Origin of the sequence: Bradyrhizobium sp. Y36 (genome assembly GCF_002531575.1) — a bacterium.
GTDB lineage: Bacteria > Pseudomonadota > Alphaproteobacteria > Rhizobiales > Xanthobacteraceae > Bradyrhizobium.
The window spans coordinates 604,293-620,672 of the sequence record NZ_NWTI01000001.1 but is presented as its reverse complement, the minus strand read 5'-3'; the positions used below and the strand labels follow the sequence as shown (position 1 = coordinate 620,672).

The following is a 16,380-nucleotide window of genomic DNA, read 5'->3' as shown; positions in this document are numbered from 1 at the left end:
GATCCTTCTAGTTCGTCCAGATCGCGGCAGCCGCCATCGACAGGCCGCGGCGGACGGTTTCATCCGCATCGACCGGTTGCACGGTGACCGACAGCGCGTCGAAAGCGTGACGGTACAGCACGGCAAGCCGGCCCGATGCGATCAGCGCGACGCCTGCTTTCGGCACAACGCCGGAGAGCCCGGCCGCGAGTTCCACGCCGATCAACGTGCCCGACAGCGCCTCGCGCGCCGCCGCCGGCGTGCCGCCGAACAGCAGCTGGCGCGAGCGCGCCGTGAACAGGAGATTGGCGGCGAAGGCCGGTGCGTCATAGGCGGCCTTAACCGCGGCCTTGAAGCTTGCGACGTCCTCGGCCTCGCCGGCGCCCGCGATCGCGAGCGACAGGATGGTCTCGCGCGAGACCACGCTGAACAGCTCGCCGGTCATGAAGGTGGAGAAGCGTTCGACGATGCCGTCCTCCACCCGCACCCATTTCGAATGCGTGCCGGGCATGCAGACCAGCGCCTCGCCCGGGGCCTCGAGGCCGAGCGCGCCGAGCAGCTGTGTTTCCTCGCCGCGCATGACGTCCGGCGCGCTTTTGTCGCGCTGCGCGATGCCGGGCAGGATGCGGATGTCGCGCGCCTCGCCGGGCACGCGCACGGCCTGTTTCAGGACGGCCGCGAGCGGCGCCGGCGTGTCGACATAGCCGGCTTCGATCCAGCCGGTCCTGGCGCCGGCCATGCCGCAGACGAGAACCGGCAGATGATCCGGCGCGTCGACCGCCGCAAGGTGCGATCGCAGCACTGCGGGGAAGCCGGTCTTGGCCGCCGCCAGCATGCCCTCGTCGCTGCGGCGCTCGGCCAGCACCTTGCCGGCACGATCGACCAGCCACAGGCGAAAGCTGCTGGTGCCCCAGTCCACCGCGACATAAGCGGGTTCGGTCATTCGAAACTGTCCTCGTCTCACCGCCGGGACACCGTCTCGCGACAATGAGACGACGTCTTGCGGGTCTGTGCCGGGATACCGGCTATTGTGCGGGCAAACCAGCCCTTTCTCGTCGATTTCAAGCCGCCCCGCACTGGCACACCGCTTGCTGAAGCGCTGGCACAGCGCTTGCTGAAGCGCTTGCACAGCGCTTGCTGAAGCTTGGCTGCTCAACTCCGTCAACGCGCGACAAGACGCGTCAACATCAGATGAGGAAACCCATGGAGATCGGCTATTTCACGATGCCTTCGCATCCGCCGGAGTGCGGCCTGAAGGAAGGAAACGACTGGGACCTGCAGGTCATGCGCTGGCTCGACGAGCTCGGCTATCAGGAGGCCTGGGTCGGCGAGCACCACACCGCGCCCTGGGAACCCAATCCCACGCCCGACCTTCTGATCGCGCAGGCCTTGATGCAGACCAAGAAGCTTCGCATCGGGCCGGGCGGCTTCCTCTTGCCCTATCACCACCCCGCCGAGCTCGCCAACCGCGTCGCGATGCTCGACCATCTCTCCGAGGGCAGGCTCAATTTCGGCGTGGCGGCCAGCGGCCTGCCGAGCGACTGGGCGATGTTCAACGTCGACGGCATGAGCGGCCAGAACCGCGACATGACGCGCGAGGCGCTGGAGATCATCCTGAAGCTGTGGACCGAACCCGCCCCGTTCACCCACAAGGGCAAGTTCTGGACGGTGACCAAGCCGGACACGATGTTCGATTTCCTCAAGCCGCACATCAAACCGCTGCAGGCGCCGCATCCGCCGATCGGCGTGGCCGGGCTGTCGAAGAACTCGGACACGCTGAAGCTCGCCGGCGAGCGCGGCTTCATTCCGATGAGCCTCAACCTCAACCCGGCCTATGTCTCGAGCCACTGGGACTCCGTCGAGATCGGCGCGGCCAAGACCGGTCGCAAGCCGAACCGCGCGGACTGGCGGCTGGTGCGCGAAGTCTTCGTCGCCGACACCGACGAAGAAGCATGGAAGCTCTCGACCGGCGACATGATGGGCCGGATGATGGGCGAGTACTTCCTGCCGCTGCTCGGCCATTTCGGCTTCAAGGACTATCTCAAGCACGCACCCGACGTGCCCGACAGCGACGTCACCGTCGAATATTGCGCCAAGCGGAACTGGATCGTCGGCTCGCCCGCGACCGTCGCCGAGAAGATCGAGAAGATCTACGACGAGGTCGGCGGCTTCGGCGTGCTGCTGGTGTTCGGCTTCGACTACAAGCACAAGGCCGAGGCCTGGCATCACTCGCTCTCGCTCTTGAAGAACGAGGTGATGCCGCGCGTTGCGCATCTCGGCTCCGCGAAGAAGGCGGCTTGACGCATCGCGGGTGCGGCGCGAATCTGCCGCACCCGCTTCCATTTCGGAGATTTCCGCGTGACGGTCGACGCCAGTCCTCTGGACGCAAAGGATTTCAAGCAGGCGATGCGCCAATGCGCCGGCGCCGTGGCGCTGGTCACGGTCGGCGCCGAGCACGGCAAGCGCACCGGGCTGACGGTGACCTCGGCCTGCTCGCTGTCGGACAAGCCGCCCTCACTGATCGTCTGCGTCAACCGCAATGCCAGCGCACATGCGCGCATCCGCGAGGAAGGCGCGTTCGCGATCAACTTCCTGCACGAGGATCACGCGCTGCTGGCGCTCACCTTCAGCGGCCAGAAGGGCGTCAACGGCGACGACCGCTTTGCCTTCGGCCAGTGGACGCGCGGCGTGACCGGTGCACCGGTTCTGACGGACGCCGTCGCCGCCTTCGATTGCGTGCTGGCGCAGGAGTTCGAGACGACGACGCATTCGATCTTCGTCGGCGAGGTGCGCAGCGTGTCGCACGGCGCGGAAGCGACCCCGCTGATCTATCTCCGCAGCAGCTTCCACACGCCGCGCGAGATGCGCGGCACCGTCACGGTTGGCGATCTCGACTCGCGGCATCTGAGCTGGAGCGATTTTTCGTAAGGCGGCGACTTTGTAGGGTGGGCAAAGGCGCACTTGCGCCGTGCCCACGATCTCTCTCGATGGCAAAAATACGTGGGCACGCTCCGCTTTGCCCAGCCTACGATATCAGTGGTCGCGGCAGAGACCTCTAACCTCTCTTGCCGCATGCCGTCGACACTACTGCGCCGTCTCGATCTTCAGCTGCTTGATCTTCCGGTACAGCGTCGCGCGGCTCAGCTTCAATGCGCGGGCTGCCTCGGTCACGCGGCCGCCGTGCTTGCGCAGGGCCTCGACGATGGTGGCGCGCTCGGCTGCTTCGAGGTCGGGCTCGGTCCGCCCGCCGAACGGCGGCAGATCCAGATCCGCATCGGTGATGACGCCGTTCTCCGCCGTGCAGCCGGCGAGCCGCAGCATGTGGCGAAGCTGGCGCATGTTGCCCGGGAAGGAGTACGCCGCAAGCTGCGCCCAGGCCTGCTCGGAAAGCCGGCAGCCCGGCGCTTCCTCGCGCGCAATCTGGCGGATGATATCGTCCCGGTCGGCACGCTCGCGCAAGGCCGGCAGCCGCACCTCCAGGCCGCGCAGGCGGAAATAGAGATCGGCGCGGAAGGCGCCCTCTTCCGCCATGCGGCCGAGGTCGCGGTGGGTGGCGCTGATCAGGCGGATGTCGACGACGACGGGCTTGAGCGCGCCGAGCGGCCAGACCTCGCGGTTCTCCAAGACGCGCAGCAGCCGGGTTTGCAGCGCGATCGGCATGTCGCCGATCTCGTCCAGGAACAGCGTGCCGCCATGGGCCTGCACGATCAGGCCCTTCGAGCCGTCGCGCCGCGCGCCGGTGAAGGCGCCGGCCTCGTAGCCGAACAGTTCGGCGTCGATCAGGCTCTCGGGCATCGCCGCGCAATTCAGCGCGACATAATCGTTCCGCGCGCGGTTGCTGGCGGCATGGATGGCACGCGCGAACACGTCCTTGCCGACGCCGGTCTCGCCCTGCAGCAGCAGCGGCAGATCGTGATCGATGACGGCGGCGAGCCGCTTCACGCTCTTGACCATGCCGGGATCGCGGCCGGCGAGCCGATGCAACGCATCGAAGCGACCGACAGGCGCATCGCGGCGCGGCGTCACCGGGCGCGCGGAGGACCGTGGGCGCAGCGGCGGCGCGACATGACCCTGGCCCAACGCACCGCCATCGGCGCGGCGCAGCTCGACGACATCGTCCGCGCCGCGCATACCCCGATGGTCGAGCTCGACGTAGCGCGACAGATCGATGCCGGATGCGATCGTGCCATCGGTGAGCCCCAGCAATGCGCGCGCCGAGCGGCAGGCGCCGACGATGCGCCGGTCGTCGTCATAGGCGATCAGCCCGCCGCCATCATCGCCGGGCACGCGTGCGATCCAGGCCTTTCGGAAATGATCGCGGAAGATCGCGTCCTCGATGCGACGCGTCGCCTCCATCGTGACTGCGAGCGCCAGCTGATGCGCCGTGCGGCTGAGATCGGCGCGGCACGAGGTGATGTTCACCGCGCCGGCGATGCGCCCGGCGGGATCGAACAGCGGCGCCACCGCACAGGAGAAGATGCCCCATTGCTCGCGGAAATGCTCGTCGCGGTGCACCAGGATCGGTTTCTCTTCGGCAAGCGCGGTGCCGAGCCCGTTGGTGCCCTCGCAGCTTTCCGAGAAATTCGAGCCGGTATAGACGCCCCATTGCAGGAACACGTCGGCATCGGAGGCGCCCGGCAACCAGCTCAGCAGCGCCGTCGCACTGGGGTCGGCGAGGTTGACGCAATAGCCGGCCTCGCGCAGCACCCGCGCGAGGTTCTCGAGCTCCGGCGTCGCCAGCCGGATCAGCCGCTCCATCGGCTCGGCGGCATGCCGGACCTCAGCCTCGGTAAAGGTCTGCGGCGGCCCCTGCCGGGCCGGATCGAGCTTGTGATTGACCAGGCACCGCCGCCAGGAATTGGCGATCCGCGACGAGGCATCGACGTCAGCCACATGATTGGCGACGGACAAGACACGGGCGACATGGTTCGGGGCCGAAAGGCTGGCCATCGCGGACGTCTCCACCCTGTATTATTGTGCAAAGTCTGGCACTGCGGATAGAGATGTCAATCGGGAACCCCCCGTCATTCCGGGGCGGCTCGAAGAGCCGAACCCGGAATCTCGAGATTCCGGGTTCGATGCTTCGCATCGCCCCCGAATGACGGCTGAAGCTATAGCGCAACGCAATCAGGTTTGCTGCACTGCCCTCACCACGTGTCGATACACGGCCGCTTCTTCTCCGTCCGCGCCGGCGGCTTGGGCACTGAGCGGAGGCCCGCCATGATCCAGCGCCGCGTCTCGGCGGGGTCGATGACGTTGTCGATCTCGAACACCGAGGCGATCGAGACGGCCTTGCCGTTGGCGTAGAGCTCGGCGACCTTGTTGCGGTAATAGGTCTCGCGCTCCTCGGGGTCGGCGATCGCCTCCATCTCCTTGCGGAAACCGAGCCGGACGTAACCCTCCAGGCCCATGCCGCCGAACTCGCCGGTCGGCCAGGCCGCGGTGAAGAACGAGGCGTGGAAGCCGCCACCGATCATCGACTGCGCGCCGAGACCATAGCCCTTGCGCAGCACGATGCCGAACAGGGGCACGGTGAGGCTGGCCCCCGTCACGAACATGCGCGCGACGTGGCGCACGATCGCGGTCTTCTCGGCTTCGGGGCCGACCATGAAGCCGGGCGTGTCGCAGAGCGAGACGACGGGTAAGTCGAACGCATCGCAGAGCTGGAGGAAGCGCGCAGCCTTGTCGCCGGCATCGGCGTCGATGGCGCCGCCGAGATGGCGCGGATTGTTGGCGATCAGGCCGAACGGCTTTCCTTCGATGCGGATCAGCGCGGTGATCATGCCGACGCCGTAGTCGCGGCGCAGCTCGAGCACGCTGTCCTTGTCGGCGACGAGGTCGATCACGCTCCGGATGTCGTAGACGCGCAGGCGGTTCTCGGGGATGGCGCGGCGCAGCAGGCGCTGGTCGGCGGCCTGCCACTCCGTCACCGCGCCCTGGAAATAGGACAGGTATTTTTGCGCGACGGATGTCGCCTCTTCCTCGTCCTCGACCAGGATGTCGATGACGCCGTTCGGGGACTGGAACGAAACAGGGCCGACCTCGGCGGGGTGATAGACGCCGAGCCCGCCGCCCTCGATCATGGCGGGGCCGCCCATGCCGATCGAGGCGTTCTTGGTGGCGATGATGACGTCGCAGCAGCCGAGCATCGCGGCGTTGCCGGCGAAGCAATAGCCGGAGACGACGCCCACGACCGGGACGAGACCGGAGAGCCGTGCGAACTGCACGAAGGACGGACCGTCGAGGCCGGTCATGCCGAGCCGGTCGGTGTCGCCGGGCCGGCCGCCGCCGCCCTCGGCGTAGAACACCAGCGGCACGCGCCAGTCTTCCGCCAGCGTCAGCATGCGGTCGATCTTCTTGTGGTTCATGTGGCCCTGCGTGCCCGCGAGCACGGTGTAGTCGTAGGCCACGACGATGCAGCGGGCGCCCTCGGGGCCGAACTTCTCGCCGTTCACCGTGGCGACGCCCATGACGAGGCCGTCGGCCGGGGTGTTCTTGACGAGGTCGTCGAGCTTGCGCCTGCGCCGCTGCGCCGCGATCGCGAGGCTGCCATATTCCATGAACGAGCCGTCGTCGACGAGCTGGGCGACGTTCTCGCGCGCAGTGCGCTGGTTGGTGTTGCGGCGGCGTTCGACCGAGGCCGGGCGGTTCGCATCCAGCGTGTTGGCCTGGCGCGCGATCAGCTCGGCAAGATCAGGGCGGATGTGGTCGAGATCGATATCGGCTTCCGCCGCCGCGCTGTCGGCGGCGACGTCGAGCGGCTCGAGATACATGATCGGCTCGCCATGGAGCAGCGTGACGCCGTCGCCAGCCGCCAGCTTCATGACGCGGCCGCCCTGCTCGGCCATGACCAGATGCTCCATCTTCATGGACTCGATCACGGCAAGCTGCTGGCCCGGGCGTACGATCTCGCCCTCCCTGACCTGGATGGTGACGATGGTGCCCTGCAAGGGCGCCGCGACCATCACCGTGCCCTCGGGCACGATCTGTGCGACGTGAGCCTCGGTGCCGTGAGCACCACCGTGCTCGGTCGCGGCGAAGTAGAGCGGCTTTGCGGCACCATCAGCCGCTTCCACGAGCTTGCCGATATGGCGATCGATGAAGTCGGTCGCGATGCGGTTGATCCTAAAATCGGGATGCGCCAGCACCGCCTGCAGGAAGGCGATGTTGGTGATGACCCCGTCGATGCGGAACTCGCGCAAGGCGCGCGAGGCTTTTGCGACCACGTCATGCCAGGCCTCGCCCGGCGTGTGCACGATGACTTTTGCGAGCAGCGAGTCGAAGGCCGCGCTGGTCTTGTAGCCGGCGTAACCAAAGCTATCGACGCGAACGCCGGGACCTGACGGCGGCTCGAACACGGCGAGCACGCCGCCGGTCGGATGCGTGGCACCCGTCTCGTCCAGCGTCTCCATGTTGACGCGCAGCTGCATCGCATAGCCGCGCGGCTTCGGGATCGATCCCTGCGCGAGGCCCAGCGAAGCCAGCGTGCTGCCCGTAGCGACCGCGAGCTGGGCGCGGACGAGATCGAGGCCGAGCACCTCCTCGGTCACGGTGTGCTCGACCTGCAGCCGCGGATTGGCCTCGATGAAGGCAAAGGTGTCCTCGGCGGTGCCGTCGACCAGGAATTCGAAGGTGCCGAGATTGTCGTAAGAGGCGGCCGTCGCAAGCTGCTTCGCGGCCTCGATGATGCGGCCGCGCAGGGGATCGCTCAGCGACGGGCTCGGGGCGACCTCGACCAGCTTCTGATGCCGGCGCTGGATGGTGCATTCGCGTTCCCAGAGATGGGTGATCGCGCCGTGATGATCGCCGATGATCTGCACCTCGATGTGCCGTGCCTGGCGGATCAGCCGCTCGGCATAGACGCCGTCGAAGCCGAACGCCGCCTTGGCCTCGGACTGGCAGCGCGCATAGGCCTCCGCGAGATCCGACGCGTTCTCGACGACGCGCATGCCGCGGCCGCCGCCGCCGGCCATCGCCTTGATGACGATGGCCGCATTGCTGCCGAGCGAGGCGAAGAACGCCGAGATCTCTTCCAGCGACGACGGCCCGCTGGTGCCGGCGATGATCGGCACGCCACAGCGCTTTGCGAGCTGACGTGCGGCCACCTTGTCGCCGAACAGTTCGAGCGCGGCCGGCTTCGGGCCGACGAAAGTGAGGCCCGCGTCGGCGCAGGCCCTTGCGAAAGCCGCGTTCTCGCTGAGGAAGCCATAGCCGGGATGCACGGCATCGCAGCCGGCCGACTTCGCCGCCTTCACCACCGCCTCGATGTCGAGATAGGCCCGGGCGCCGCGGCCGGGGATTTCGACGGCGTCATCGGCCACGCGCACATGCAGCGACAACGCATCGTCGGCAGGATGGATCGCGACCGTCGCGATGCCGGCGTCGGCCGCAGCACGTGCGATGCGGATGGCGATCTCGCCGCGATTGGCGATCAGGAGCTTCTTGAACGACATCGTATCTCTCAACTAAACGGCAGCAGGACTATTTGGATCGAGATCCTGCTTCTTCACCTTGCCCGTCGCCGTCAGCGGCAGGGCATCGATCATACGCACTTCCGGGACCTTGTAGACGGCCATGCGTTCGGCGCACCAGGCGCGCAACTCGTCCGCGGAGATGGTGCCGACCGCCTCCGGCTTGAGCTGAATGTAGGCCACCGGCACCTGCCCCTTGTCCGGATCGTCGCGTCCGACCACGCCCGAGCCGAGCACCTTCGGGTGCTGGCCGAGCAGCGCCTCGATCTCCGGCGGAAACACGCTCATGCCCTTGACCTTCAGCATCTCCTTGCGGCGGCCGAGGAAGTGCAGGAAACCGTCCTTGTCGATGGTGCCGATGTCGCCGGTACGCAGCCAACCGTCGATCAGCGACTCCGCGGTCGCCTCGGGCTTGTTCCAATAGCTCTTGAGAAGCGAGGGCGTGCGCACGCGGATCTCGCCTTCGGCGCCGAGCGGCAGCAGCGCGCCGGTCTCGAAATCGGTGATCTTGAACTCGGCGCCGGGGACCGGCAGGCCGACGAAGATCGGCTGGTTGTTGAGATCGAAATCGTCGTCCTGGAAGCCCGCCGTGAACGTGTTCGAGGTGTGGGTCTCGGTCATGCCCCACGCCGCCTCCATCAGGATCGTCCCGGTGAGATCCTTCCAGCGCCTGCGATAGTCGGCGTTGAGCTTCTTGACGAAGGAGACCACGCGGACCTGCTTCAACGACGACAGGTCGAACTCGCGCCAGCGCGGATGGTCCATCAGCTCGACCGCGCCGTCGACCGGCATCGCGGTGATGGTGACCTTGTACCTGTCGATCGCGGCCATCGCGCCGACGGCGTCCCAGCGCGCCAACAGAACCAGCGTGCCGCCCGAGAACAGCGGGAAGATCAGACCGAAATTCTCGCCGGCGATCCAGAATTCCGGGAAGAACGACAGGAACACGCTGCTCTCGTCCGAAAGCACCGAGATGCCGTAATTGGCCGCGGCCGTGTAGACCATGTCGCGATGGGTGTGGACGCAGCCCTTGGGCATGCCGGTGGTGCCGCCGGTGTAGTTCAGCGCAGCGACGTCATCGAGCCCGGGCGGCGGCAGCGGCAAAGGTGCAGGCAGCGCGGCGAGCGCCGGCAACAGATCGGTCGCACCTGCGACCGCGACGCGCGGCGTGCGGATCGAGTCGGGCGTTGGGAATGCGGGCACTGCGGGCACGACATCGGCAAAGCTGGTGACGATGACCTCGCGCAGCTTCACCTCGCCCCTCACCTGCTCGACGACGGGGATGAGCTGGTCGAGCGCCACGATCACCTCGGCCTGGGTGTCGTTGAGCTCGTAGGACAGCTCGAAGGCGCGCGACAGCGGACTGACCGGGACATGGACCGCGCCGAGCTTCAAGATGCCGAAGAACACGATGTGGAATTGCGGGCAGTTCGGCAGGAAGACGGCAACGCGATCGCCCTTGCGCACGCCCTTGGCGGCCAGCAGCGCCGCGAAGCGGTCGCTCTGCTGGTCGAGCTCCGCGTAGGTCGTGACGTGACCGTAGAAGATCACCGCGGGACGTGTGGGGCTCCGCTTCGCCCAGGCGCGCAGATATTCCGTCAAGGGAACTTCGCCGTGCAGATAATTCGGCGCGCGCGGCACGCCCTGCGGCCAGGCCTTGTCCCACAGGCCGCGCAAGGTGGCGAGGTAGCTGTTCTCGTCGAGGCCCGCGGTCATGACGTCTTTCCCGTGCTGCTTTTCTTGTCGCGACGGCGCGCAATGTGGCGTCGCGCGACGTCGTTACACGTCGAGCACGGCAGAGGTCATGTCAAGGAAAACAGTTTTCCGCATCACGGCCGATGCCGCGACGCGGAAATAGTTCGCCGGCAGCGCTTTGCGTTACGCCGCGCGCACGCCGGCGACGAAGGCGCTGACCTCGGTTTCGAGCGATTGCAGCTTCTGCGTCAGGCGACCGCTCGATTGCAGCACGAGGCCGGCGGCCTGGCCGGTTTCGGCCGTGGCGTCGGTGACGCCGGAGATGTTCTGCGAGACCTGGTCGGTGCCGGACGCGGCTTCCTGCACGCTGTGTGCGATCGCCTGCGTCGCCGCGCCCTGCTCCTCGACCGCGGCGGCGATCGACGAGGAGATCTCGTTGACCTCCATGATGGTGGCGCGGATGCTCTCGATGTTGCCGACCACCTGATTGGTCTCGGCCTGGATCGCGGTGATCTGCGCGCCGATCTCGTCGGTCGCCTTCGCGGTCTGGCTCGCCAGCGACTTCACTTCGCTCGCGACCACCGCAAAGCCCTTGCCGGCCTCGCCCGCGCGCGCCGCCTCGATGGTGGCGTTGAGCGCGAGCAGATTGGTCTGCGAGGCGATCTGGTTGATGAGGTCGATGACCTCGCCGATCTTGTGCGCGGCCGCGGCAAGGCCCTGCACGGTGTCGTTGGTGCGCTGACCGTCGGCGGCGGCCTTGTCGGCCACGGAAGCCGCCTGCGCGACGCGCTGGCTGATCTCCGAGATCGAGGACGACAGCTCGCCTGCGGCGGAGGCCACCGTCTGCACGTTGGTCGATGCCTGTTGGCAGGCCGTGGCCACGAAGCTCGCGCGGTCGCTCGCCCTGTTCGCGGTCTCCGACATGCCCTGCGCGGCCTGCTGCATCGCGCGTGCTTCGTTGAAGACGTCGCGAACCACCGCCTGGACGCTCGCCTCGAACTTGCCGGCGAGATCGGCCATCGTCTTGCGCTTCTCCCCGTCGGCCCGCTGCTTCAGCTCCTGCTGCTCGGCATGCATGCGGCCCACGGCCGAGGCATTGTCCTTGAACACGGCGAGCGCCTTGGCCAGCGCGCCGACCTCGCTGCTGCGATCGGTGTAGGGCACCTCGAAAGCGCTGTCGCCGGCGGCGAGGCGCTCGGTCAGCGCAGTGATCGTCGCCAGCGGCCGGGTGACGCCGCGGCCGATCAGGAAGGAGGCACCGAGGACCAGCACCAGCACGGCCAGACAGACGTAGCCGAACGTCATCGCGTTCTGGCGGAACACGGCGTCGACGTCGTCGAGATAGATGCCGGTGCCGATGATCCAGCCCCAGGGCGCAAAGCCCTTCACATAGGAGATTTTCCCGACCGGCTGGTCGAAGCCGGGCTTCGGCCAGAGATAGCCGTAGAAGCCCGCGCCCTGCTTCTTGACGACGTCGACGAACCCCATGAACAACGCGTTGCCGGCAGGGTCCTTCATCCCGGACAGATCCTTGCCGTCGAGCTCGGGCTTGATCGGATGCATGACCATCCTGGGGGTCATGTCGTTGATCCAGAAATACTCGACCTTGTCGTAGCGCAGGCTCTTGATCTCGGCCATCGCGGCGGCCTGAGCCTGTTCGCGCGGCAGTTTCCCGTCGCTTTCGAGCTTCTGGTAATGGGCGAGAATGCCGTAGCCGACGTCGACCATGTGCTGCGTCTTGGCCTGGCGGTCGGCGACCATCTGGGCGCGGAGCGTCGAAAGCGCGATCGGCACGAGGGCGATCATGCCGAGCAGGCTGATGCCGACAATAAGAACCAGCTTGAAACTGATGCGGGAGAAAATCATCGGGGCTCGCGAAATTGGCGGTACGGATATGCCAATTTATCCCGACCTCCTTAGCAAAGCTTTAAGCATTCCGGTTCCCGGAATTTCGCCTCCGTCAGGCCGCGCGGACGGAGGTGAGGAAGGAGCTGACCTTCTGCTTCAGGCTTGCGCTGTCGGTGGCGAGCGAGCGCGCCGCGGACAGCACTTGGGACGATGCGGCCCCCGTCTCCGTGGCCCCGCGCTGCACGTCGGCGACGCCCGCCGACACCTGCTGCGTTCCGTGCGCCGCCTGCTGGACGTTGCGCGAAATCTCCTGGGTCGCGGTGCCCTGTTCCTCGACCGCTGCGGCGATCGCGGAGGCGATCTCCGAGAGGCCGCCGATGGTGTCGCCGATCTCCTTGATCGCCGCGACGGACTCGCCGGTCGCCGCCTGCATGCCGCTGACCTGCTCGCCGATCTCGCCGGTGGCCTTGGCGGTCTGCTCGGCCAGCAGCTTCACCTCCGAGGCGACCACCGCGAAGCCGCGGCCGGCTTCGCCCGCGCGTGCGGCCTCGATGGTGGCATTGAGCGCGAGGAGATTGGTCTGCGCCGCGATGCCGTTGATGAGTGCGACGATGTCGCCGATGCTGCTGGCGGCCCGCGCCAGCTCGTTGACCCGCTCGTTGGTCTTGTGCGCCTGCGCGACGGCCTCGCCGGCCATGCGGGCCGAGGTCTGCACCTGCCGGCTGATCTCGGTGATCGAGGAGCTGAGCTCCTCGGTCGCGGCTGCGACGGACTGGACGTTGGTCGAAGCCTCGCCGGAAGCCGCGGTCACCGTCTTCGCAAGGTCTTGCGACCTGTCGGCGGTCGAGGTCAGGGTGCCCGCGGAACTCTCGAGGTTGCCGGCGGCTTGCGAAACCGTCTCGATGATCGTGCCGACGGCCTGCTCGAAATCGTCGGCGAGGCGGTACATGTCCTGCTTGCGCTGGGCCGCGGTGTCCGACCGCAGCTTTTCCTGCTCGGTCCGCAGCTTCTCGCTCTCGGCCATGCGGTCGCGGAAATAGGTCGTGGCGCGCGCCATCTGGCCGACTTCGTCGGCTCGCTTGGCTTCGGGCAAATCGATCGACAGATCACCGTCGGCCAGCGCCTGCATCGCGGCGCTGACGCCGCGGATGCTGCGGCTGACGGCGAAGCCGACGAGGCCGACGAGCCCGATCGCGGGAAGCGCGAGCAGCGCGATGATGCCGACGATCTTCCAGACCATGGCCATGAAGTCGGTCCAGATGTCGTCGACGAACACGCCGGTTCCGATGAAGATCTTCCACGGCGCAAAAGCCTTGACGTAGGACAGCTTTACCGCGGTCTTCGGATCGTCCTGCCGCAGCGGCCAATCATAGGCGTAGGTGCCCTCGTTGTGCTTGCGCACGATGTCGAGCAGAGCCGGAATGACCGGCACGCCGTTGCTGTCCTTGATGCCGGAGACGTCCTTGCCCATCAGCTTGGGGCTGGGATGAGCGAAACCGATCTGGTCGAAGGTGTGAGCGAACAGATATTCATCGCCGGAATAGCGGATCTTGAGCAGCGCGTCCTTGAAGCGCGCCTGCGCCTCCTCGCGCGGCAGCTGGCCCGCCACGGCCGCCGCCTCGAACTTTTCCGCAAGGCTGTAGCCGGCGTCGACCATGGCCTTCAGGACGTTGACCCGATCCTGATACATCCGCTGGTACATCGACCACAGCGCGATACCGGTGACGCAGCAGATCGCCACCGCCATCGCGATGACGGCACTCAGGAGCTTGGTACGGATCGAGATCTGGTTCAGCACAATCGTTCTCTCTGGAGGCGGGGGCGCAGCAACCGCGAGCGCCGCGTGCAATCAATGTCTGAAAGCGATTCGACCATCGCCCGAATGGATCTGGTATGCCCTGATCGGCTTAAGGCGTCGTAAATCGAAACCCGCGATGCCCGTGCCTTAGCGGGGTCCGCGGCAACATGGTACGGTTTGAACGATTCAAGAGTGGAGTCTTTCAACGAAGCCGCTGCCCCCGTGCAATTCTAGAAGACCTCGATATCGCGCCTGGATGCGTTGACTTGGAATGCGCTCTGGCCGAACGATCGGCAAAGATCAGAAGCGGCGTGCGCGCTGCAGACGCCAGAGGCTCCATGCATCAATCGAGACATCACGGGTCGCTCGACCTGCCGGCGCTGAGCGCCGCCGAGCGGCTCTTCATCTGGGGATTCCGGGCCAAGGCGCGCAGCGGAGGCGCGGTGCCGACTGCCGCCGATATCCAGGACGTGTACGATCATTTCCGCGTGGGCGATGCCGTGCTGTCGTTGGAATCCATCATCGAGATCTTCGCCTGCACGGCCCACACCGCCATCGAGGTGCACTGCCCGACCTGTCCGCGCATGTCGGACAGCGAGCGCGAAATCCTGCACGCCATCGCCGCGGCACAGCAGGACCGCATCGACATCGCGCGCGAACGCTTCGAGAGCTGGCTGCCGCCGGTCGGCGCCGATTGGGCGCTCGCGCCGGTGCGCGGGCTCGCGACGATCTTCCGCATGGCCGGCCTGATCCTGCCCGACCGGCAAGTGAGGGCTATCCAACGGGACCGCACCATGGCGATGAAGAGCTGGCTGGTCGGCAGCCCGACACTGCACTGACGAGATGGTCATGACCCCCGATATCTGCGGAGCCGTGGCAACTTCCGAGGCCGGCGCCGCGCGGCTCTGCCCGCTGCGGGCCGCGCTTGCGGCGCATCCCTGCATCGAGAGCTGCGACGAGTTCTGCCGCGTCGCGCTGTCGCTATTCCGCTTCATCGGCGCGGCCTATACGACCGGCGCGTCCGACTGCTGGGAAGCGGCGTATCGTTTTGCCGACGAGACGCCGGGCATTTCCGACAGCCCGTTGCTGGTGGCCCGCGCTGCCGCGCTGGTCAGGATCCTGCGCAGCGGCCGGCCCTGCGAGCCGTGCTTCATGCCGCCGTCGTGCCGGCGCCTGTCGAAGGACGAGGCGGAGTTGATGCAATTGCTGACGGTCGCGCGCCGCAACCGGCCGGGCGAGCTCGAATCCATCGTCGGCCAGTTCGTCGGCTCCGGCAAGGTAGCTGCTGCGACACGAGCCGTGAACGCGCTCGCGCTGTGCTGAGAGCTGTTGTTTGCGCATGATCTTTCCGGAAAGCCGCTTCACACTTTTCCGGATCATGCGCTCCCCCCCTTCCTGCCGAGCACGAGATCGATCGTGTGCGCGGCGATCTTGCGCAATTGCGGCTCGTCGCCAAAGGCACGTTCGAGCACGGCGAGGCCGCGCGTCACCGTGATGATGTGCAGCGCTGCGGCTGCGGCATTGCCGTCGAACTCACCCCGCGCCGCGCCCGCCGCCAGATTGTCCTGAACCAATGCGGTGATGCGCGAGATCAGGCCAGCAAAAGCCTGGCGCGCCTCTTCATCCAGCCCCTCGCCTTCGGCCGCGCCAAGCTCCATCAGGCCGCGCGTGGTCGGACATCCCCGCGGCGGCGTGCCCGCACGGAAATTGGTGATGGTGAGATCGAAGAACGCGGTGAGGCGCTTGCGCAGGGAGCCCGTGCCGAGCGCCCTTTGCAGGGCGAGCAGATAGTCGCCCGCATAGCGTTCATAGGCCTGCAGAAACAGGGCCTCCTTGCTGCCGAAGGCGTTGTAGAGGCTGCCGCGCTGCACCCCGGCGTCGCGCGCGATGTCGGACAGCGAGGTGCCGCGCACCCCGTTGCGCCAGAACTGGTCGAACGCGATGCGCAGGACCTCGTCGTGATCGAATTCGCGCGGCCTCAAGCCCGGCTCCTCAAGGTATTTGACATCGTGTCAAGAACATGCTTTCTCGACTTCGTGTCAAAAACCAGATGGGATTGATAGTCCGTTCCGTCAACCGGACGAACCGGCGAGGCGACCTGCGCCGCCGGATCGAACCCGCATGCAAAGGGATCCGCTCATGCCTCTGCTTCACATCGCGATGCGCGCCGGCAAGTCCGAGGCCTACCGGCAGGCGATTCTGGACGGCCTCTATCACGCCATGCGCGCGGCGCTCGACGTGCCCGAGGACGACGCGTTCATGTCCATCACCGAGCACGCGCCGGCGAACTTCCGCTGCGGCACCGGTTACGGCGTCGCGCGCAGCGACGACGCATTGCTGATCCAGATCACCGTGTTCGCCTCGCGCACGCCTGAGCAGAAGAAGGCGCTGTATCGCCAGATTGCGGATCGTCTCGGCGCAAATCCGGGCATCCGGCGTGAAGACGTGTTCGTCAACGTGCTCGACGCGCCCAAGGAGAACTGGTCGGTCGGAAACGGCGTCGCGCAGTTCGCGTGAGCCTGGCGGATCTGCCGATCCCCTCTTGAGAATTGCCGGCCGGAAGGGTCTGATAGCTGCGGGAGCAAACGC

The 16,380-nt window shown here is 66.8% G+C and carries 12 protein-coding genes; 5 read left to right on the top strand and 7 right to left on the bottom strand.

Features of this window, described 5'->3' with window-relative positions; all coding sequences use genetic code 11:
• Window positions 1-7 precede the first annotated feature (7 nt).
• Window positions 8-922 (bottom strand): 2-dehydro-3-deoxygalactonokinase, encoded by a 915-nt coding sequence (locus CO669_RS03010; RefSeq protein WP_097657681.1) that lies wholly within the window; start codon window positions 920-922, stop codon window positions 8-10.
• 260 nt (window positions 923-1,182) lie between these two features.
• On the opposite strand from CO669_RS03010, the gene CO669_RS03005 reads away from it, so the two are divergent.
• Complete coding sequence (locus CO669_RS03005; protein ID WP_097657680.1) at window positions 1,183-2,280, top strand: LLM class flavin-dependent oxidoreductase; 1,098 nt, start codon at window positions 1,183-1,185, stop codon at window positions 2,278-2,280.
• Between the two features lie 57 nt (window positions 2,281-2,337).
• Entirely contained in the window at window positions 2,338-2,907 is a 570-nt protein-coding gene (locus CO669_RS03000; RefSeq protein ID WP_198963785.1) for a flavin reductase family protein, read from the top strand.
• 156 nt (window positions 2,908-3,063) lie between these two features.
• On the opposite strand, the gene CO669_RS02995 is transcribed toward CO669_RS03000, so the two are convergent.
• From CO669_RS02995 to CO669_RS02975, 5 genes are all read right to left on the bottom strand, one after another.
• Window positions 3,064-4,929 carry a sigma-54-dependent Fis family transcriptional regulator gene (locus CO669_RS02995; protein WP_198963784.1) on the bottom strand — a complete coding sequence of 622 codons (1,866 nt, stop codon included), beginning with the start codon at window positions 4,927-4,929 and terminating at the stop codon, window positions 3,064-3,066.
• A 197-nt stretch (window positions 4,930-5,126) separates the two neighbouring features.
• Window positions 5,127-8,432 carry an acetyl-CoA carboxylase family protein gene (locus CO669_RS02990; RefSeq protein ID WP_198963783.1) on the bottom strand — a complete coding sequence of 1,102 codons (3,306 nt, stop codon included), beginning with the start codon at window positions 8,430-8,432 and terminating at the stop codon, window positions 5,127-5,129.
• Window positions 8,433-8,444: 12 nt separating this feature from the next.
• A complete protein-coding gene (locus CO669_RS02985) occupies window positions 8,445-10,166 on the bottom strand; it encodes an AMP-binding protein (protein ID WP_097657677.1) in 1,722 nt (573 codons plus the stop codon).
• A gap of 162 nt (window positions 10,167-10,328) precedes the next feature.
• Window positions 10,329-12,011, bottom strand: coding sequence for a methyl-accepting chemotaxis protein (locus CO669_RS02980; protein WP_097657676.1), 1,683 nt, complete (start codon window positions 12,009-12,011; stop codon window positions 10,329-10,331).
• 94 nt (window positions 12,012-12,105) lie between these two features.
• Window positions 12,106-13,791, bottom strand: a complete 1,686-nt coding sequence (locus tag CO669_RS02975; RefSeq protein WP_097657675.1) for a methyl-accepting chemotaxis protein — start codon at window positions 13,789-13,791, stop codon at window positions 12,106-12,108.
• 338 nt (window positions 13,792-14,129) lie between these two features.
• On the opposite strand from CO669_RS02975, the gene CO669_RS02970 reads away from it, so the two are divergent.
• A complete protein-coding gene (locus CO669_RS02970) occupies window positions 14,130-14,630 on the top strand; it encodes a hypothetical protein (protein WP_097657674.1) in 501 nt (166 codons plus the stop codon).
• Window positions 14,631-14,640: 10 nt separating this feature from the next.
• Window positions 14,641-15,114 (top strand): hypothetical protein, encoded by a 474-nt coding sequence (locus CO669_RS02965; RefSeq protein WP_198963782.1) that lies wholly within the window; start codon window positions 14,641-14,643, stop codon window positions 15,112-15,114.
• Between the two features lie 53 nt (window positions 15,115-15,167).
• Here the strand turns inward: CO669_RS02965 and CO669_RS02960 are convergent, their stop codons facing one another.
• Complete coding sequence (locus CO669_RS02960; RefSeq protein WP_097657672.1) at window positions 15,168-15,773, bottom strand: TetR/AcrR family transcriptional regulator; 606 nt, start codon at window positions 15,771-15,773, stop codon at window positions 15,168-15,170.
• A gap of 157 nt (window positions 15,774-15,930) precedes the next feature.
• Between CO669_RS02960 and CO669_RS02955 the strand changes: the two genes are divergently transcribed.
• Window positions 15,931-16,308: a tautomerase family protein gene (locus CO669_RS02955; protein ID WP_097657972.1), complete on the top strand. Its 378-nt coding sequence runs from the start codon at window positions 15,931-15,933 to the stop codon at window positions 16,306-16,308.
• Window positions 16,309-16,380: the final 72 nt, after the last annotated feature.

What these genes read in the sequence shown, in the direction of transcription:
- CO669_RS03010 (WP_097657681.1), bottom strand. Translation starts at nt 922, where the DNA reads ATGACCGAACCCGCTTATGTCGCGGTGGACTGGGGCACCAGCAGCTTT.
- CO669_RS03005 (WP_097657680.1), top strand. Translation starts at nt 1,183, where the DNA reads ATGGAGATCGGCTATTTCACGATGCCTTCGCATCCGCCGGAGTGCGGC.
- CO669_RS02995 (WP_198963784.1), bottom strand. Translation starts at nt 4,929, where the DNA reads ATGGCCAGCCTTTCGGCCCCGAACCATGTCGCCCGTGTCTTGTCCGTC.
- CO669_RS02990 (WP_198963783.1), bottom strand. Translation starts at nt 8,432, where the DNA reads ATGTCGTTCAAGAAGCTCCTGATCGCCAATCGCGGCGAGATCGCCATC.
- CO669_RS02985 (WP_097657677.1), bottom strand. Translation starts at nt 10,166, where the DNA reads ATGACCGCGGGCCTCGACGAGAACAGCTACCTCGCCACCTTGCGCGGC.
- CO669_RS02980 (WP_097657676.1), bottom strand. Translation starts at nt 12,011, where the DNA reads ATGATTTTCTCCCGCATCAGTTTCAAGCTGGTTCTTATTGTCGGCATC.
- CO669_RS02970 (WP_097657674.1), top strand. Translation starts at nt 14,130, where the DNA reads ATGCATCAATCGAGACATCACGGGTCGCTCGACCTGCCGGCGCTGAGC.
- CO669_RS02965 (WP_198963782.1), top strand. Translation starts at nt 14,641, where the DNA reads ATGACCCCCGATATCTGCGGAGCCGTGGCAACTTCCGAGGCCGGCGCC.
- CO669_RS02955 (WP_097657972.1), top strand. Translation starts at nt 15,931, where the DNA reads ATGCCTCTGCTTCACATCGCGATGCGCGCCGGCAAGTCCGAGGCCTAC.